This window comes from Microcoleus harperi Pol14_C6 (assembly GCF_036701295.1).
Taxonomy (GTDB): domain Bacteria; phylum Cyanobacteriota; class Cyanobacteriia; order Cyanobacteriales; family Microcoleaceae; genus Microcoleus.
The window spans coordinates 1-17,020 of record NZ_JAUBQN010000019.1 but is presented as its reverse complement, the minus strand read 5'-3'; the positions used below and the strand labels follow the sequence as shown (position 1 = coordinate 17,020).

General features: G+C 47.3%; 9 protein-coding genes, 1 pseudogene and 1 CRISPR repeat array (1 of these 11 cut by a window edge). Of the genes and pseudogenes, 6 read left to right on the top strand and 4 right to left on the bottom strand.

The annotated features are described in order from the left end of the window. Positions 1–6,253: direct repeats of the CRISPR family, unit length 37 nt; unit sequence GCCGGAAACAACCTAAAACCCTATCAGGGATTGAAAC (it extends 685 nt beyond the left edge of the window). 115 nt (positions 6,254–6,368) lie between these two features. From QUA27_RS14680 to QUA27_RS14665, 4 genes are all read left to right on the top strand, one after another. After that, positions 6,369–6,521: a transposase gene (locus QUA27_RS14680; protein WP_445251511.1), complete on the top strand. Its 153-nt coding sequence runs from the start codon at positions 6,369–6,371 to the stop codon at positions 6,519–6,521. Positions 6,522–6,645: 124 nt separating this feature from the next. After that, positions 6,646–7,764: an alkene reductase gene (locus QUA27_RS14675; RefSeq protein WP_333068760.1), complete on the top strand. Its 1,119-nt coding sequence runs from the start codon at positions 6,646–6,648 to the stop codon at positions 7,762–7,764. 370 nt (positions 7,765–8,134) lie between these two features. Continuing rightward, positions 8,135–9,142, top strand: coding sequence for a protochlorophyllide reductase (locus tag QUA27_RS14670; protein WP_333068759.1), 1,008 nt, complete (start codon positions 8,135–8,137; stop codon positions 9,140–9,142). Positions 9,143–9,776: 634 nt separating this feature from the next. After that, on the top strand, positions 9,777–11,840 hold the full coding sequence (locus QUA27_RS14665) for a ShlB/FhaC/HecB family hemolysin secretion/activation protein (RefSeq protein ID WP_333068758.1): 2,064 nt from the start codon (positions 9,777–9,779) through the stop codon (positions 11,838–11,840). 289 nt (positions 11,841–12,129) lie between these two features. On the opposite strand, the gene QUA27_RS14660 is transcribed toward QUA27_RS14665, so the two are convergent. The 4 genes and pseudogenes from QUA27_RS14660 to QUA27_RS14645 form a co-directional block, all read right to left on the bottom strand. Then, a complete protein-coding gene (locus QUA27_RS14660; protein ID WP_333068757.1) occupies positions 12,130–12,573 on the bottom strand; it encodes a hypothetical protein in 444 nt (147 codons plus the stop codon). Positions 12,574–12,619: 46 nt separating this feature from the next. Further along, positions 12,620–12,851: pseudogene (locus QUA27_RS14655) on the bottom strand (DUF433 domain-containing protein). A gap of 107 nt (positions 12,852–12,958) precedes the next feature. Further along, positions 12,959–13,375: a type II toxin-antitoxin system VapC family toxin gene (locus tag QUA27_RS14650; protein WP_333068756.1), complete on the bottom strand. Its 417-nt coding sequence runs from the start codon at positions 13,373–13,375 to the stop codon at positions 12,959–12,961. Next, positions 13,375–13,602: a hypothetical protein gene (locus QUA27_RS14645; protein ID WP_333068754.1), complete on the bottom strand. Its 228-nt coding sequence runs from the start codon at positions 13,600–13,602 to the stop codon at positions 13,375–13,377. Before QUA27_RS14645 ends, QUA27_RS14650 begins: the two co-directional genes overlap by 1 nt. Positions 13,603–13,857: 255 nt before the next feature. On the opposite strand from QUA27_RS14645, the gene QUA27_RS14640 reads away from it, so the two are divergent. Together QUA27_RS14640 and QUA27_RS14635 are read left to right on the top strand one after the other, a co-directional pair. After that, positions 13,858–16,761, top strand: a complete 2,904-nt coding sequence (locus tag QUA27_RS14640; RefSeq protein ID WP_333068753.1) for a two-partner secretion domain-containing protein — start codon at positions 13,858–13,860, stop codon at positions 16,759–16,761. 65 nt (positions 16,762–16,826) lie between these two features. After that, positions 16,827–17,020, top strand: a 194-nt coding sequence (locus QUA27_RS14635) for a hypothetical protein (RefSeq protein WP_333068752.1), incomplete at its 3' end; no start/stop codon positions are given.

Below are 17,020 nucleotides of genomic sequence, written 5' to 3'. Positions count from 1 at the left end.
AAACAAGCGCGACATACGTAGCTGCGAAGCTGAAAGAGATTTAGGCCGGAAACAACCTAAAACCCTATCAGGGATTGAAACTCTCCGGGGCCCATTGGTAGCATTGAAAGAATAGTCGAGCCGGAAACAACCTAAAACCCTATCAGGGATTGAAACGTGAGGATGGATTGGTAATGATGGGTGATGATTGGTTGCCGGAAACAACCTAAAACCCTATCAGGGATTGAAACCCTACTCAGGATGTCCCTTTTGACCCTATTCCATGCCGGAAACAACCTAAAACCCTATCAGGGATTGAAACTTCTCAATTTAATAATATTCCTGTTGTAGCCGCTTGCGCCGGAAACAACCTAAAACCCTATCAGGGATTGAAACAGCGAGGTTTAAACGATGGTTCAAAATGAAAAAAAGCCGGAAACAACCTAAAACCCTATCAGGGATTGAAACTGAGTGAAGTTCTGGCAACTAATTATTTGAAGAAAAGCCGGAAACAACCTAAAACCCTATCAGGGATTGAAACATCGGGCTTGACCGTATACTTGCAAGTTTCTAAAAGAGCCGGAAACAACCTAAAACCCTATCAGGGATTGAAACTTGATAGTCCCAGCCGTAAATTGCCAAGGCTAGCGCCGGAAACAACCTAAAACCCTATCAGGGATTGAAACCATATAAGAAAGCCTTATTATCTAAATCCCCCCGCCGCCGGAAACAACCTAAAACCCTATCAGGGATTGAAACTTCTGAGTGTTCGTGTTGGAATTGCTCCGGGGATATGGCCGGAAACAACCTAAAACCCTATCAGGGATTGAAACAAGCTCTCAGCTTCGACAACTCTTTCGGATATTGGGCCGGAAACAACCTAAAACCCTATCAGGGATTGAAACTTATAAGAAGATTTATTGTTCCAAACCTCAAAATTTGAGCCGGAAACAACCTAAAACCCTATCAGGGATTGAAACAAGAGCTGTAACGCCTTGCTGGTAAGGATTTTAGCCGGAAACAACCTAAAACCCTATCAGGGATTGAAACGAGTGACACCCGGTAAAACAACAAAAATAAATCGCCGGAAACAACCTAAAACCCTATCAGGGATTGAAACTAGTGGTCGCCCTGGGCGTCGGCAATATCTTTTGCCGGAAACAACCTAAAACCCTATCAGGGATTGAAACGTTAATTCTAACATAAACCCCGTATGGTCAATTATCATTAATGCCGGAAACAACCTAAAACCCTATCAGGGATTGAAACAGCACATTTCCCAAAAGCTTAAAAAATTAGGTGTGCGCCGGAAACAACCTAAAACCCTATCAGGGATTGAAACTTAGATGCTTATTATAAATCTGATAGTAGGAAAAAGCCGGAAACAACCTAAAACCCTATCAGGGATTGAAACAAGAAAAATCCTCGGAAGAACTGGCAGCGGAGGGGGCCGGAAACAACCTAAAACCCTATCAGGGATTGAAACTGCAATCTGGGTGGCCGTTACGCCATCGGGGAAGTCTGGCCGGAAACAACCTAAAACCCTATCAGGGATTGAAACACCGACAAATCATTTAGTCGGGTGATTCTTTTATTGCCGGAAACAACCTAAAACCCTATCAGGGATTGAAACTTGAGTATGACCGCGCACAGTTTCCCTGGCTATTCCATGGCCGGAAACAACCTAAAACCCTATCAGGGATTGAAACTGCATCAAAGTCGGGGAAAGGCCGTAAGTGGCTGGCCGGAAACAACCTAAAACCCTATCAGGGATTGAAACTTGAGCACGACATCGACGGACAATCTATTTGGGCCGGCCGGAAACAACCTAAAACCCTATCAGGGATTGAAACCTGTCCGTGGCCGCGCGTTGTCATGTCAAAGGCCGGAAACAACCTAAAACCCTATCAGGGATTGAAACAAGGGTGTTAACTACAATTTGAACGGCGCTCCTTTGCGCGCCGGAAACAACCTAAAACCCTATCAGGGATTGAAACTCCCGGTATGCCCGCCAAGTACCGCGTAAACATTCGCCGGAAACAACCTAAAACCCTATCAGGGATTGAAACCCAAAATCGGAGGAGCCGCCGACATTAGATAACGCCGGAAACAACCTAAAACCCTATCAGGGATTGAAACAATGAGCCGTTTTTGTGTAATTTGTTTCATTGTGCCGGAAACAACCTAAAACCCTATCAGGGATTGAAACAATTGCGGCACAAAGAAGTGATAGACACAAAAAGCCGGAAACAACCTAAAACCCTATCAGGGATTGAAACTTGGGCTTACTAATGCGGTTGCAGCCAATATTAGCCGGAAACAACCTAAAACCCTATCAGGGATTGAAACCAAAGATTTTTTAATAGGTTCTTCAAACGCTTGGCCGGAAACAACCTAAAACCCTATCAGGGATTGAAACTGCAAGTCCATCAGCATTTGGATGCCAGGGCACGTTAGCCGGAAACAACCTAAAACCCTATCAGGGATTGAAACACAGACAAATCGTTTAATCGAGTTATCCTCTTGTTCCGCCGGAAACAACCTAAAACCCTATCAGGGATTGAAACATACCCTGTATGTATCCATACTCTTTCGACAGCCGGAAACAACCTAAAACCCTATCAGGGATTGAAACAAAAAAACCGCCCAGCGGCAAACCGAGTTTGACCGCCAAACTCGTATTGTTCAAGCCGGAAACAACCTAAAACCCTATCAGGGATTGAAACAAAGGGATTGGGTAGGTTAATAATGAGATTGAGCCGGAAACAACCTAAAACCCTATCAGGGATTGAAACCACGCTCGAAAAGGCCGTATACGAGACTAGGACAAGCCGGAAACAACCTAAAACCCTATCAGGGATTGAAACTTGCAAGTGCTGGCCTGGGTGAATGGCAATCTCAGGCCGGAAACAACCTAAAACCCTATCAGGGATTGAAACCGACATGACGACGCGCGGTCACGGCCAGAATCCCGGCCGGAAACAACCTAAAACCCTATCAGGGATTGAAACAGGTCGTCGGGCCTGGCGATGGCGATGGCGATGGAGATGCCGGAAACAACCTAAAACCCTATCAGGGATTGAAACATCGGTAACACTAATTTTGCCCACCGAAAAGTGAGCCGGAAACAACCTAAAACCCTATCAGGGATTGAAACTTCTTCGGGCATATCGCACAGCCGCTCTTTATAGCCGGAAACAACCTAAAACCCTATCAGGGATTGAAACTTTCGGCACAAGCTTTACGCAAGATACCGAAAAGCCGGAAACAACCTAAAACCCTATCAGGGATTGAAACTTTAACCAAAATAAGCTGGTCAAAGCCTTTGCCGGAAACAACCTAAAACCCTATCAGGGATTGAAACCCAAGTGCCTGATTAACGGCGTACCGATTGAGTTTAAGCCGGAAACAACCTAAAACCCTATCAGGGATTGAAACGTGGACAGAGTTACTCGCTTTTCTTGGGTGCTTGGCCGGAAACAACCTAAAACCCTATCAGGGATTGAAACAAGAACAATTAAGGCAAAGCGAAACTGGTACTTTGAGCCGGAAACAACCTAAAACCCTATCAGGGATTGAAACCATAATTTCTATTTTATTAAGTACAATATTTTCTGCCGGAAACAACCTAAAACCCTATCAGGGATTGAAACGATAAGTTCTATCTTGCGAGGTAGGGAAAAGCAAGCCGGAAACAACCTAAAACCCTATCAGGGATTGAAACGTTTGATAAATTAGAGCCTAATATGCACATTCGACGCCGGAAACAACCTAAAACCCTATCAGGGATTGAAACTCCATCTAGCTTCCAAGATGAGATATCAAGGGCCGGAAACAACCTAAAACCCTATCAGGGATTGAAACTGAGGAGATGTACCACGAACCCGTAAAAATACGGCGCCGGAAACAACCTAAAACCCTATCAGGGATTGAAACCTGGCGATATGTATCTGCAACGGCAAACCAACGAAGGGCATGCCGGAAACAACCTAAAACCCTATCAGGGATTGAAACCTTGCCGATGCTCATGGACGCCTGCGAGAAGCATGGGCCGGAAACAACCTAAAACCCTATCAGGGATTGAAACTTTTGAGTTCTTTCTCGACTTTTTGGCAGCATATTGCCGGAAACAACCTAAAACCCTATCAGGGATTGAAACAGATTTGCTGGTATAAGAGACGGCGGTGCAGTAACTGCCGGAAACAACCTAAAACCCTATCAGGGATTGAAACCTCCGACGATCGCACTTTTGACAATCTGTTCTTTGCCGGAAACAACCTAAAACCCTATCAGGGATTGAAACTTCGCTTCTTTCCGAGTACCTCTTCCTCTTTCACGCCGGAAACAACCTAAAACCCTATCAGGGATTGAAACTAATGTCAATCAACAAAACCCTTGAAGAATTGTGCCGGAAACAACCTAAAACCCTATCAGGGATTGAAACGAATTATCGGAATTTCTACCTCAGTGTTTTGCAAGCCGGAAACAACCTAAAACCCTATCAGGGATTGAAACTTTAGATTATGACCCATTCTTCTTCTGTGAAAAGGAGCCGGAAACAACCTAAAACCCTATCAGGGATTGAAACAAAAATCGCCTCAAGCGGGTTAATCCGCCAACTGCCGGAAACAACCTAAAACCCTATCAGGGATTGAAACGTTGTTGGCAGATTCTAGTCCTTGGAAATATTCAATGCCGGAAACAACCTAAAACCCTATCAGGGATTGAAACTTCCGGCCTCCCGTCTCATCTTAGACCATACCCTGACTATGCCGGAAACAACCTAAAACCCTATCAGGGATTGAAACTAACGGATATGACTGGAATATCAACGGTGGGGACACCATGCCGGAAACAACCTAAAACCCTATCAGGGATTGAAACTTCATGTTGCCTCTTAACTAATTGTTGATGCGCGTATAAGGCCGGAAACAACCTAAAACCCTATCAGGGATTGAAACGAGTTAGGCGACAGGCTAATAAATTTTCTATAGCCTGGCCGGAAACAACCTAAAACCCTATCAGGGATTGAAACGGCGATGCCGATATTAACGGCATAATCGGCAGAGCCGGAAACAACCTAAAACCCTATCAGGGATTGAAACACACCCAACGAGCGGAAGTACAACGTCCGCACTCCGGCCGGAAACAACCTAAAACCCTATCAGGGATTGAAACCCGCCCTGCCGCCGAGTGTAGTTTCTGAGATTGCGCCGGAAACAACCTAAAACCCTATCAGGGATTGAAACCCGTTGCATCGGCGGGCATTGCCGCAACAGTAGCCGCCGGAAACAACCTAAAACCCTATCAGGGATTGAAACAAGAAGGCGATCGAGTATTGGCAGTGGCAGGGAATCAGCCGGAAACAACCTAAAACCCTATCAGGGATTGAAACGGATTACCCTACGGAATCGAAATCCCCACGGGAACACCTGCCGGAAACAACCTAAAAGCCTATCAGGGATTGAAACCAGTGTTGAAGTTGTAGCGGAGGCGATCGATGTTAGGCCGGAAACAACCTAAAACCCTATCAGGGATTGAAACGCGATAGCGAAATAAGCATTCTGCCCCAAGGCCATTTTTGCCGGAAACAACCTAAAACCCTATCAGGGATTGAAACGAAGGAGAGAAGCCTTTTTTCTCAATTGTCATGAGCCGGAAACAACCTAAAACCCTATCAGGGATTGAAACTTGTAGTTGACAACTCGGATCTAAAACAGTGGACGGGCCGGAAACAACCTAAAACCCTATCAGGGATTGAAACATTAATTGAAGCCTTAAAAGAAGCCGATCGAGTTGCCGGAAACAACCTAAAACCCTATCAGGGATTGAAACTTATTCCACCACTGCAACTCTACCCAGTCTCGCCGAGCCGGAAACAACCTAAAACCCTATCAGGGATTGAAACTTGAGAGCAGCGTAACTAGCGATCGGATCGTCAGGCCGGAAACAACCTAAAACCCTATCAGGGATTGAAACTGTGTTGTTCATGTTTGATATTGGTTGCTACACGCCGGAAACAACCTAAAACCCTATCAGGGATTGAAACAGTTCCAGTTCTTTAGTAAGGAGGTGGGAGTTTTGCTCCCCAACAGCCGGAAACAACATAAAACCCTATCAGGGATTGAAACAGCTTCTGCGATCGCCCAGCCTAGCTCTGCAACGCCGGAAACAACCTAAAACCCTATCAGGGATTGAAACGAATTGAATCGACCCGGCAACCGCGAACCCCCAACAGCCGGAAACAACCTAAAACCCTATCAGGGATTGAAACTTTCGGAAGTATTCACCAGAGGAGGAAACAGGGTATTCTTCTCCTGACGCCTGACTCCTGACTCCTTGGCTCGCCAGAAACAAGTTTACTTCCCACACTTGTCGCAGCACAGGTAGTGGTGATAGATAATCTCACATTTGATAAAAGTGGTCGGATTCAGGAATGGATTCAAACAGCAGGGTGTAGACTATTATATTTACCCCCATACTCTCCAGAGTTTAACAAAATTGAACAAAGAAGAGTCGTGGCTAAAAAGTCAAATTCGTAAACAGTTTGATGAGTTTGATTGCTTACGTTTTGGCGACCCTTGGATGTCTTGCGCCTTGCATCCTAACACGGGCAGTTGCTATATGTGATTTCCCAGATTATTCAGTTGAAAAAATACCAAAATTATGACCAATCAAACAACTTCTCCACTCCTACTGAGCCCCTTCAAAATCGGAGATTTACCCTTAAAAAATCGGGTTGTCATGGCACCCCTAACGAGAGCCAGAGCCGGTGAAGCCCGGATGCCCAACGCCTTGATGACAGAGTATTACACTCAGCGATCCTCCGCTGGTTTGATCGTTACAGAAGCCACAGTAGTTTCTACTCAAGGTAATGGTTGGCTCAATACGCCCGGTATTTATTCAGACGAGCAAGGCAAAGCTTGGAAACAAATTGTGACGGCGGTTCATGCCCGCGAAACACCGATTTTCATGCAGCTTTGGCACACCGGGCGGGCTTCCCACAGCAGTTTTCATGAAAACAATCAATTGCCAGTTGCAGCCTCTGCCATCAAAATAAACGGAGAAGGCATTCATACCCCTATAGGCAAACAACCCTACGAAACTCCCCGCGCTCTAGAAACCCATGAAATCTCCCTGGTTGTAGAAGATTATCGCAAGGCGGCCGAACGCGCAAAAATGGCGGGTTTTGACGGTGTAGAAATTCACGCAGCCAACGGCTATCTCATTGACACATTCCTGCAAACTAAAACCAATTACCGCACTGATTCCTATGGCGGCACAGTTGAAAATCGCTACCGTTTTCTTAAGGAAATTGTAGAGGCGATTATCACAGTATTTCCGGCAAACAGAGTGGGAGTTAGACTTTCTCCCAACGGTGTTTACAATGATATGGGTTCTCCAGAATATCGCGAAGATTTTCTGTATTTCGCAGGGCAGTTAAATGCCTATGATTTAGCTTACCTTCACTTGGTGGACGGTCTAGCATTTGGCTTTCACGAATTGGGAACGCCGATGATGATAGGAGAGTTTCGCGATGTGTTTGCAGGGCCCCTCGTCGGCAACTGCGGATATACTCAAGAACAGGCTGAAACGGCCCTGAGCAGCCAAGTTGCCGATTTAATAGCTTTTGGTCGGGATTTTATCAGCAATCCTGACTTGGTAGAGCGTTTTACTAATGGTTGGCCGCTCAATCCGCCTGCCGAAGTCGGCGTCTGGTATTCTTTTGGGCCTGAAGGTTATATCGATTTCCCTAGATATCAGGAACCAGCAACTATTTCTTAGTTGAGTTGGTTGGGGCGGGTTTATCAATAAATACCGAGTATGTGCATCATAGATAATGGTGAACCCGCCCCTAAAAAAATTATGGTTAATTTCTCAAAATAGGACTGGGAGTTGGAGCCATATTTAATTTTCATCGCCCGTTGAGAGCAAGCATCTCCTATTTGTAAAAACACTTCTTCTGCCTCCTGCCTCCTGCCTCCTGCCTCCTGCCTCCAATTTTGGGCTTGGCTGCAAAACTGAGAGGCTCCCAGTTGAGATCGAGAACGTTTCCCCATATCCTAATAACCATAGGGTACTTCCAAACATCCAAGCTGCTAGCTCAGCGTTTGAGTGCCTGAAAAAAATCAATAGCGGAAGCGCTTTTAACAAGATGGCACAAAATCACAAATCAACGGTTATCATTACCGGCGCTTCCTCCGGCGTCGGTTTGTACGGCGCGAAAGCTCTCGCAGACAAAGGATGGCACGTAGTCATGGCCTGTCGGGACGTGCGGAAAGCCGGAGACGCCGCCCGAGAGTTGGGCATACCTGAAGGCAATTTCTCCATCATGGAGATTGACTTGGGCGATTTGGAGAGCGTGCGCCGGTTTGCTCGGGCATTTAAGGCCAGCGGCAGGCCTCTGGACGCTTTAGTGTGCAACGCCGCCATTTATATGCCTTTGATTAAGGAACCGCTGCGGAGCCCGGAGGGTTATGAGTTAACGATGACTACCAATCACCTGGGTCATTTCCTGCTGTGCAACCTGATGATGGAAAATATGAAGCCTTCCTATTATTCCGATGCAAGAATCGTGATTTTGGGAACCGTGACTCACAATCCAGACGAGTTGGGCGGGAAGATTCCGCCGCGCCCGGATTTGGGCCAGTTTGAGGGTTTTGAAGCGGGTTTCAAAGACCCGATTTCGATGGTTGATGGCAAGAAGTTTGAACCGGTCAAGGCTTACAAAGATAGCAAAGTTTGCAACGTGCTGACGATGCGGGAATTGCACCGCCGCTTTCACGAATCCACGGGGATTACTTTCACTTCGCTGTATCCGGGATGCGTTGCGGATACGCCGCTGTTCCGCAACCACTATCCTTTGTTTCAGAAGCTGTTCCCGCTGTTTCAGAAGAATATCACCGGGGGTTACGTGTCGCAGGAGTTGGCGGGGGAAAGGCTGGCGATGGTGGTTGCCGATCCCGAATACAAGCAATCTGGGGCTTATTGGAGTTGGGGGAACCGCCAGAAAAAAGATGGCAAGTCTTTTGTGCAAAAGGTTTCTCCGCAGGCCCGCGATGATGAAAAAGGCGAGCGGATGTGGGAGTTGAGCGCTAAGTTGGTGGGATTGACTGACGGCGCTCAAATGGGTGCTGCGGCTGGTGCAGGCCGCTCTGCATAATTCAAAGTTACAATCCCCCTTTATCAGGCTTGGCGGTTGAAACGGCGTCTACGCACAGGAGGTGGGTAGACGCGGACTCAATAATCAAGGGGGTATTAAAGTCGGATTTGGTATGATGCACCAAAATCAAAGAAACTGGGTTTTTTAGTGGCTCTGCGGGTTGTAACTCACATCTTGCACTATTATTAAGAACAGGCAAGATGCCTGTTTCACAATAAAATTTATCTCTTGTGGAACAGGCATCTTGCCTGTTCATAAAAAGATTATTGAGAAGGGTGCCCTATCTCAGTTGTAGCGCGTCTTTTTGGACACAACCCGGTTTCTGGTTTACCCTGGCGTGCAGGAATGTTCTGGTCGCTGCGTTAGCATGAAAGCGTAGGTTTTGCAACAAAAAAAATTTGTTTTTTTTACCGTTTACGAGAGACTTACACGATATTTTTTCGGATAAGAATCCGGTTGGTGCGTAAGTGTTGGGAAATGAACAGCCGTCGATCGACCTTTTGGTTTGTAGCGTCGCCGAAACTGTTGGCTGCGTCGGCTGTTTCCTTTTTGCTGTTAAGATTGATTTTTACTTGAGGGTGCTCACTTCCTGAAAATATTTTCCCCCACTTAAGCGAGATAATAATTATATCCTATGGCTTGTCGCTCACAAAAACTATTTTTCCTCGCTGGAATTTTTGGGTTAGTTTGGCTGGGAAAACCAGCGAAAACATCCGCTAGCACCGTTGAAATTTTGACCTCAAATGTTAAGGATTTGGCAGCAGTCAGCAGCGGAGGCGATCGAGCTTTAGCCCCTAACGACACCGAGATCGGCCTCCGTGAAGGCTTACCAGCTTCTTACGAGGAAACGCAGTTACCCGCTGAGTCAGAACGATCGGCTTTGGGGGCAACTCAACCCTTATCCCCACCTGCGGAAATCCCCAACTTAGAGTCGGAAGCGGCCAATTCTGCCGATCGCACTTTCAGCACAAAAACTCAAGAAACCGAGCTTTTTAACTCCGATCAAAAACTAGAAGAAAATATTGACCGAGAAAAAATTGATTTAGGTATCGATCGACCCTCGCATCTGGTCCAACTGCCCAACCCAATTTTGCCGCGAGAACCCGAATTACCAGCTCCTGAACCGCCGCAACCGCCTGCGCCGTCTCCCCTCCAACCCACCCAGCCAACACCCGTTGAAAGCGAAATTAGACCGGGGATTCCGGGTACAATTAAGGTCGCTGGCTTTGAGTTTGAGGGCAACACGGCTTTTAGCGATCGCGAACTCGCAGAAGTTACGCAACAGTTTGCGGGGCGCGAAATCACCTTTGCGGAACTGATCGCAGCCGAAGCAGCCGTCACTCAAAAATATGTAGCCGCAGGATACATCAATTCTGGCGCTGTAATTCTCGCCAACCAAAGCTTTCCGAGAGACGGAGGAGTGGTGAAAATTCGGATTGTAGAAGGCGGATTAGATGAAATTGTGATTACTGGAAACAGGCGCTTAAATTCAAATTACGTGCGATCGCGCCTTGAGCGCGCTACCAGACGGCCCCTCAATCGATCTCGCCTGCTGGAAGCCTTGCAACTACTGCAACTCGACCCCTTAATTGCCAATATTTCCGCCGAACTTCAAGCCGGAAGCCGCCCGGAAAACAGCCGTTTGGAAGTGCGGGTAAAAGAAGCAGACAGCTTTAACGGTGAAGTGTTCGCAGACAACAACCGATCGCCCAGCGTCGGCAGTTTTCGGCGCGGTGTTCGCATCAATCAAGCAAATTTGCTCGGTTTGGGCGACGGATTAGAGGTATCTTATGCTAACACCAACGGCAGCAACGAATTCAACGGCAGCTACACAGTCCCCGTCAACGCGCGCAACGGCACGATTGGGTTCGCTGCGAGTGCTGCTAGCACCAACATCATCGAGGAACCGTTTGATGCTGCCAACATCGAAGGGAAATCGCGGACTTACGAGTTAACTTACCGCCAGCCGATTGTCGAAAAGCCCGATCGCACTTTGGCTTTGGGACTGAGTTTTTCGCGGCAAGAAAGCGATACATTCCTGTCAGGGGAAAGATTTGCGCTGTCGGCGGGAGCAAACGATCGCGGCGAAACCCGGGTTTCGGCCGTGCGCTTTTTTCAAGAATACGTGCAGCGGAGTTCCAGCCAAGTGTTCGCGGCGCGATCGCAATTCTCCCTCGGCACTAATCTGTTCGGCGCTACTGCGAACGATAGCGGACCCGACAGCCGCTTTCTGGCGTGGCGCGGACAAGCCCAGTACGTGCGCCTCCTAGCGCCAGAAACTTTGCTGATTGTGCGTTCTGACATTCAATTAGCCGATCGCCCCCTGCTTTCCCTCGAACAAATCGGGATCGGTGGCGTTCAAAGCGTGCGCGGATACCGCCAAGATTTGCTGTTAACTGATAGCGGTGCGATCGCATCTGCTGAAGTGCGAATTCCGGTTTGGCGTGTCCCGGAAGTCCAAGGATTGTTGCAAGTCGCTCCGTTTATCGATTTTGGGCTAGGGTGGAACCAGTCGGAGGAAAAGGCGAATCCTGAGTCGGACAAACTGCTGGGTGCGGGTTTGGGCCTGGTTTGGCAGATGGGCGATCGGTTGAATGTGCGTTTAGACTACGGCATTCCTTTGATAAATGCTCGATCGGGCGATCGAACTTTGCAGGAAAAAGGCCTATACTTTCGGATTAATTACTTCGCTTTCTAAATTTTAGGTTGGATTGAGCGCGATCGAACCCTACGCTTCGCTTCGCCCAACACTTTTACTATTCCGATGCTAACGGATTTGATATCAGTCATGTTTTGTATGAAGGCATGAATATTCGAGGCGCAACGGGATTGACGAATGCTCAAAAAGCGACATTGAAAGCGTTAGGGGCTTTGATTTGACACTCGATAGAGCTTCCGAATCATCTCCAAGGTCAGGCAGTGTTTACCAGATAACGCCTGAGTTAAGCGACCGCGCTGCGGGGTCGGCTTGAACGAATTGTTAGCCGTCAAGGCCGCGACTGGCTAATTTCTTCAAGCACTCCGGTTTGACCGTTGTTACATTTTCCAACTAGCAGCGAAATTGTGCTTGAGTAATTTTTCAGAACAGAGTAGCGTGTAGCAGTAATGCGTACACTCTTGCCTTCAAGTGAATAAACAATTTTAGAGTAGGTGCTGTAGTCACCACGGGCCTTTGCAACGGGCATGGCTGCACGAATTAGGTCTTTATATTTCGGTGCTGGAAACTCCAGGGTTCGCTGCCTCCCACCTGGGTAAGTCCGCACATTGCGAATCAGTGCTGTGTCGCAGTAAAGATCAGCTACGGCTGGATCAAATGCGCGCTCAAGCGATTGATAGTTAGCAAACACTTTTTCAGCTTTGTTTAGCTCGTTAGCTAGCACCGGATTTGTAAATAGCAAAATGAAGAGAATAGATTTCGTTAAGATTTTCATGAAGAGTCCAAAGATTAAAATTAACGCCTAATATATAAAAGTAATTTCATGCGGATAAGGTCGGGTTCATAAACCGACGCTCACGGTCAGCAGCATAAGCTATGCAGGCTTTTAAATATTCTCGCGTCAGATCGGGGAAATCGCTCTTGAATTTCTGCTTCTGTCATCTCGGAAGCTAGGTACTCCAGCACTTCATAAACCGTAATTCGCAAGTCGCGTACACAAGGTTTACCACCGCGTTTATTTGATTCGATCGTGATGTGATTTCGGTAGTTCATAGTTGGAATTATCGTCATTGTGTTCTCAACCTTTGCCAAATCTTAGCCTATGGCTGCAGATCTGGCAAGGTTGTCAATCTTGTTTTTAATACGATTTAACCCTTATTCTACGTCCCTAACTGCTGCAACAACTCTTGAATGGATAAAACAGGTATAGGCGAACTCAAGAAACCTTTATTATCACGGGTCAGAATCGGATCTAACCCTTGAGCAACTGCACCAAAAATTTGAACAGCATCTTCAAAATCAACCAAACCAGAGTTGAAAGCTGATTCCAAAACCGCTCGATCAATAGGACAAATGACCATAGCAGTCAGCGTTTCTAAAACCGCTTGCCGTGCTTGCTCAACGCTGCGAGTATGTTTGCGAGAAATGTAGAAAATATCCGTGAGCGTTGTCGCTGTAACATAACCGATTATTTGCCCAGCATCGATCGCTTGAAACAACAACTCCGCATCTTGAAAAAATGGCTCTCGCTGCAACAGAAAATCTAGGACAATGTTGGTATCAATTAAAACTCTCACTAAAGATACTTCTCCACCCGCCGCGCTTCCAACATTGCAGCCACGTCCTCATCTGTCGGTGCGGGTTGGTCTGTCTTTAGCAAGCCTCGCATCCGCTCAATCGCACCAGAACGATCGGCCCTGGCAACTGGCTGATCTTGTAAGGACTCAATGATGGCGCTGAGTAACGCAAGGCGATCGCTCGGTGGCAGTTGGAAAACCAGCTCCTTGACTTCTTGTAGTAACATAGACGGCTCCTAAGATTGAAGGTGTCTACCATCTAGTATGAATGAGCGGACGCATATTCTACACACATATTTAAACACAAACAGATTTCCTCAGCCGTCACACTGAAAAAAGCTATCTTTATTATATTGGGGAAAAGTCCCCTTTAGGGGTAAAAGAGAGTCAATCGAACACGGGGGCGATCGCACTGATATAATCCAAATATATAATTCTGATGGAACCGGAAACGATATTATTTATATAACAGGATTTAAGCTATGTCTCGCCTGTCTTCCGGCCTACTTTTTGTTTTCTTATTGCTATTTCCCTCGAAAACCTTCGCCCAAATCATTCCCGATAATACCCTGGGCCCGGAAAGTTCGCGGACAGTTCCCGATACTATCAACAACTTACCCTCAGATAGAATCACTGGCGGTGCAACTCGTGGCGTTAACCTATTTCACAGCTTGCGCGAATTTAACATCCGTGAAGGGCGGGGAGCTTATTTTGAAAATCCCAGCGGAATTACCAACATATTCACCCGCGTTACGGGCGGCAACCCTTCAAATATTTTAGGAACTCTGGGAGTTTTAGGCAACGGCAACTTATTTTTAATTAATCCGAAAGGAATTATATTCGGTCCGAATGCGCGGTTAGATTTGCGCGGCTCCTTTATCGGTTCAACTGCTGACAGTATTGCGTTTAATAACGGCTTTGAATTCAGCAGCACCAACCCGCAAACATCCCCGCTGTTAACAGTTAATATTCCCGTTGGTTTAAGATTTAGAGACAATCCGGGTGCAATTGTCAATCAATCGACGGCTGTAGGCAAGGTAAATCTCCCAGCCTCTGCTGTGCCAATCCCGATTAGCGATCGAGTTGGTTTAGCAGTAGATCACGGTCAAACTTTAGCACTGATTGGTGGCGACATCCAACTGCAAGGCGGCAATTTAACCGCCAGCGGCGGACAAATTTTACTGGGTAGCGCCACCAGTCCCGGTTTAGTTAATTTTGCACTGACTCCTCCTGTGGCTCAGCAGGGGAATTTAGCTTTAAATTATGACAATATTCAAAACTTCGGCAATATTCAAATATCCGATGGAACGCTTATCAACACCAGCGGAATTGGTGGCGGCAGAATAGAGTTAAAAGGTGGAAATGTCGCCCTCAGCGGGGCGCGAATTTATGCGCTGACGCTGGGAAAAATTGATGGTAGAGGTATCGAGATCAGCGCTCAAAAGTTGCGGGTGGAAAACGGCACGCAATTTTCTACCCTGACTCTAGGAGATGGTGCAGGAGGTAATATCAACTTCCGCGCTGCTGATTCAGTAGAAATGAGCGGGCTGGGAGTTGAGGGATATCAACAGCTTGCAATTAAATATTTGGTATCGGGAACCACAGACCCGTTTGACCCGCTGTTCGTCCTGTTTAATGCTAGTGCTGGTGCTGGTTCGGGGGGGAATATTACGATCGACACCGGCCGCCTGCTCTTCAACAATGGGGTAGTAGGTAGCGGTATCACTTTTGGCGGTGGAAATGGCGGAAATTTAATCATTCGTGCCAATACTTTTGAGATGGTGGGTTCTGGAATTAACAACGGGACAGCTAAAGAAAGTAGCGGTGCGGGAGGAAGTATTAGTGTTGATGTGGGGAAATTAATTATGCGCGACGGTTCTATTCTGGGTAGCACAAGCTACAGCAGCGGCCCGTCGGGGAATATCAACATTAAAGCTGCTGAATCAGTAGAATTGTCTAACACCGGCCCGACAACAGTTGTGTCAACCGGAATTAGCACCCTGAGTATCGGCTCTAACGGAAGGGCGGGGAATATTAACGTCGATACCAAGCGGTTGACTCTCTCTGGAGGTTCTGCGTTTACAGTAGGAACGGGTGTGTTAATTGGCAGGTTTTTGTTTTCTCAGGATGGGGGGCCTGCTGGAAATTTAACAGTTACGGCTACTGAATCAGTAGAAATTTCAGGTATTTCTCAACTTTTGAGCAGCGGAATTCAGAGTGCTAGTGCGCTGAGTTCTGGAACTTTGAGCTCTAGTCCGGGCGGGGAAATTCGCATTGATACGCCAAGCCTAACCGTGCGGGATGGGGCGGTAGTTTCTACGAGCTCTTTGGGGGTAGGAGATGGGGGGAATATTACTGTTAATGCCGATCGCATCGAGGTCGGCGGCAGCGGAAATAACGGTCTGTTTGTCAGTACAATTGATGCTTCGGTGGGCAAGATATTTGGTACTAATTCCCAGGCGACGGCAAATGCCGGTTCGTTGAATCTAAATGCCGATCGACTAATTGTCCGAGATGGCGCTACAGTGACAGTGCAGGCTACCGGAACCGGACGCGCTGGTAATATCAATATTGTCGCAAATTCGATCGCTCTTGATAACAAAGCGATGATTGACGGTACGACTGTATCCGGTACAGGAGCAAATATTAACCTGCAAGCGCGAGACATCCAGTTGCGCCGCAACAGCCGAATTACCACCGATGCAGGCACTTCAGACGGCGGCAATATCAACATCAACAGTGAGATTCTTGTCGCCATCCCGCAAGAAAACAGCGACATCACAGCCAACGCCCGCACAGCAGGCGGCGGCCGCGTAAATATCGATGTCCCCAATGTCTTCGGTTTTACAGCAGCAAGCCGCGAACAAGTCAGAAACAGGTTGGGGCTCAGTGACGCCGAATTTGCAGCGTTGCAAGTAAGTCCTACTTCTCTAATTCCTAGCAGCGACATCGCGGCGATTTCCCAAAGTGGTGGCCCGGCTTTGCAAGGGGCAGTAACATTTAGTTCTGTTGGAGTGAATCCCGTTCAAGGTTTAGTTGAACTGCCCCAAAATGTGGTCAATCCGGCTGCGTTAATTGCGACAAATCCCTGCATCCAAGGGGCCGAGAACGAGTTTATTGTGACTGGGCGGGGGGGATTGCCACCGAGTCCTCACGATGTTCTCAGCAGCGCAGATGAACCGTTGTCGTGGGTGGAACCCGCCGTAGGTGAAAGTCAGCAAGTAGAAGGCGAAAGAGTATCCATAGAAATTCCGCCAACAGAAATTATTCCCGCTCAAGGTTGGGTAATGGACGATCGAGGACAAGTAACCCTGGTAGCCTATAATTCACATGGTGGTGCATCTCTTCTCCGTCCGAAATCGACGGGTGTTTGCGTACCTCGATAGGTACTCTTCAAGTTTTAGCTAATCCCTCGCTATTTTTCTAATATTAAATTAACCAGACTTCAAAGATGCAGCGCCCATCTTCCGCCCTATTTTTTGCATTCTTACTGCTGTGTCCTTTCCCTGCGATCGCCCAAATCATCCCAGACAGCAGCTTGGGTGCAGAAAGTTCGCGGACAGTTCCCGATACTATCAACAACTTACCATCGGAAAGAATAGAAGGCGGTGCAACTCGCGGAGTTAACCTCTTTCACAGCTTGCG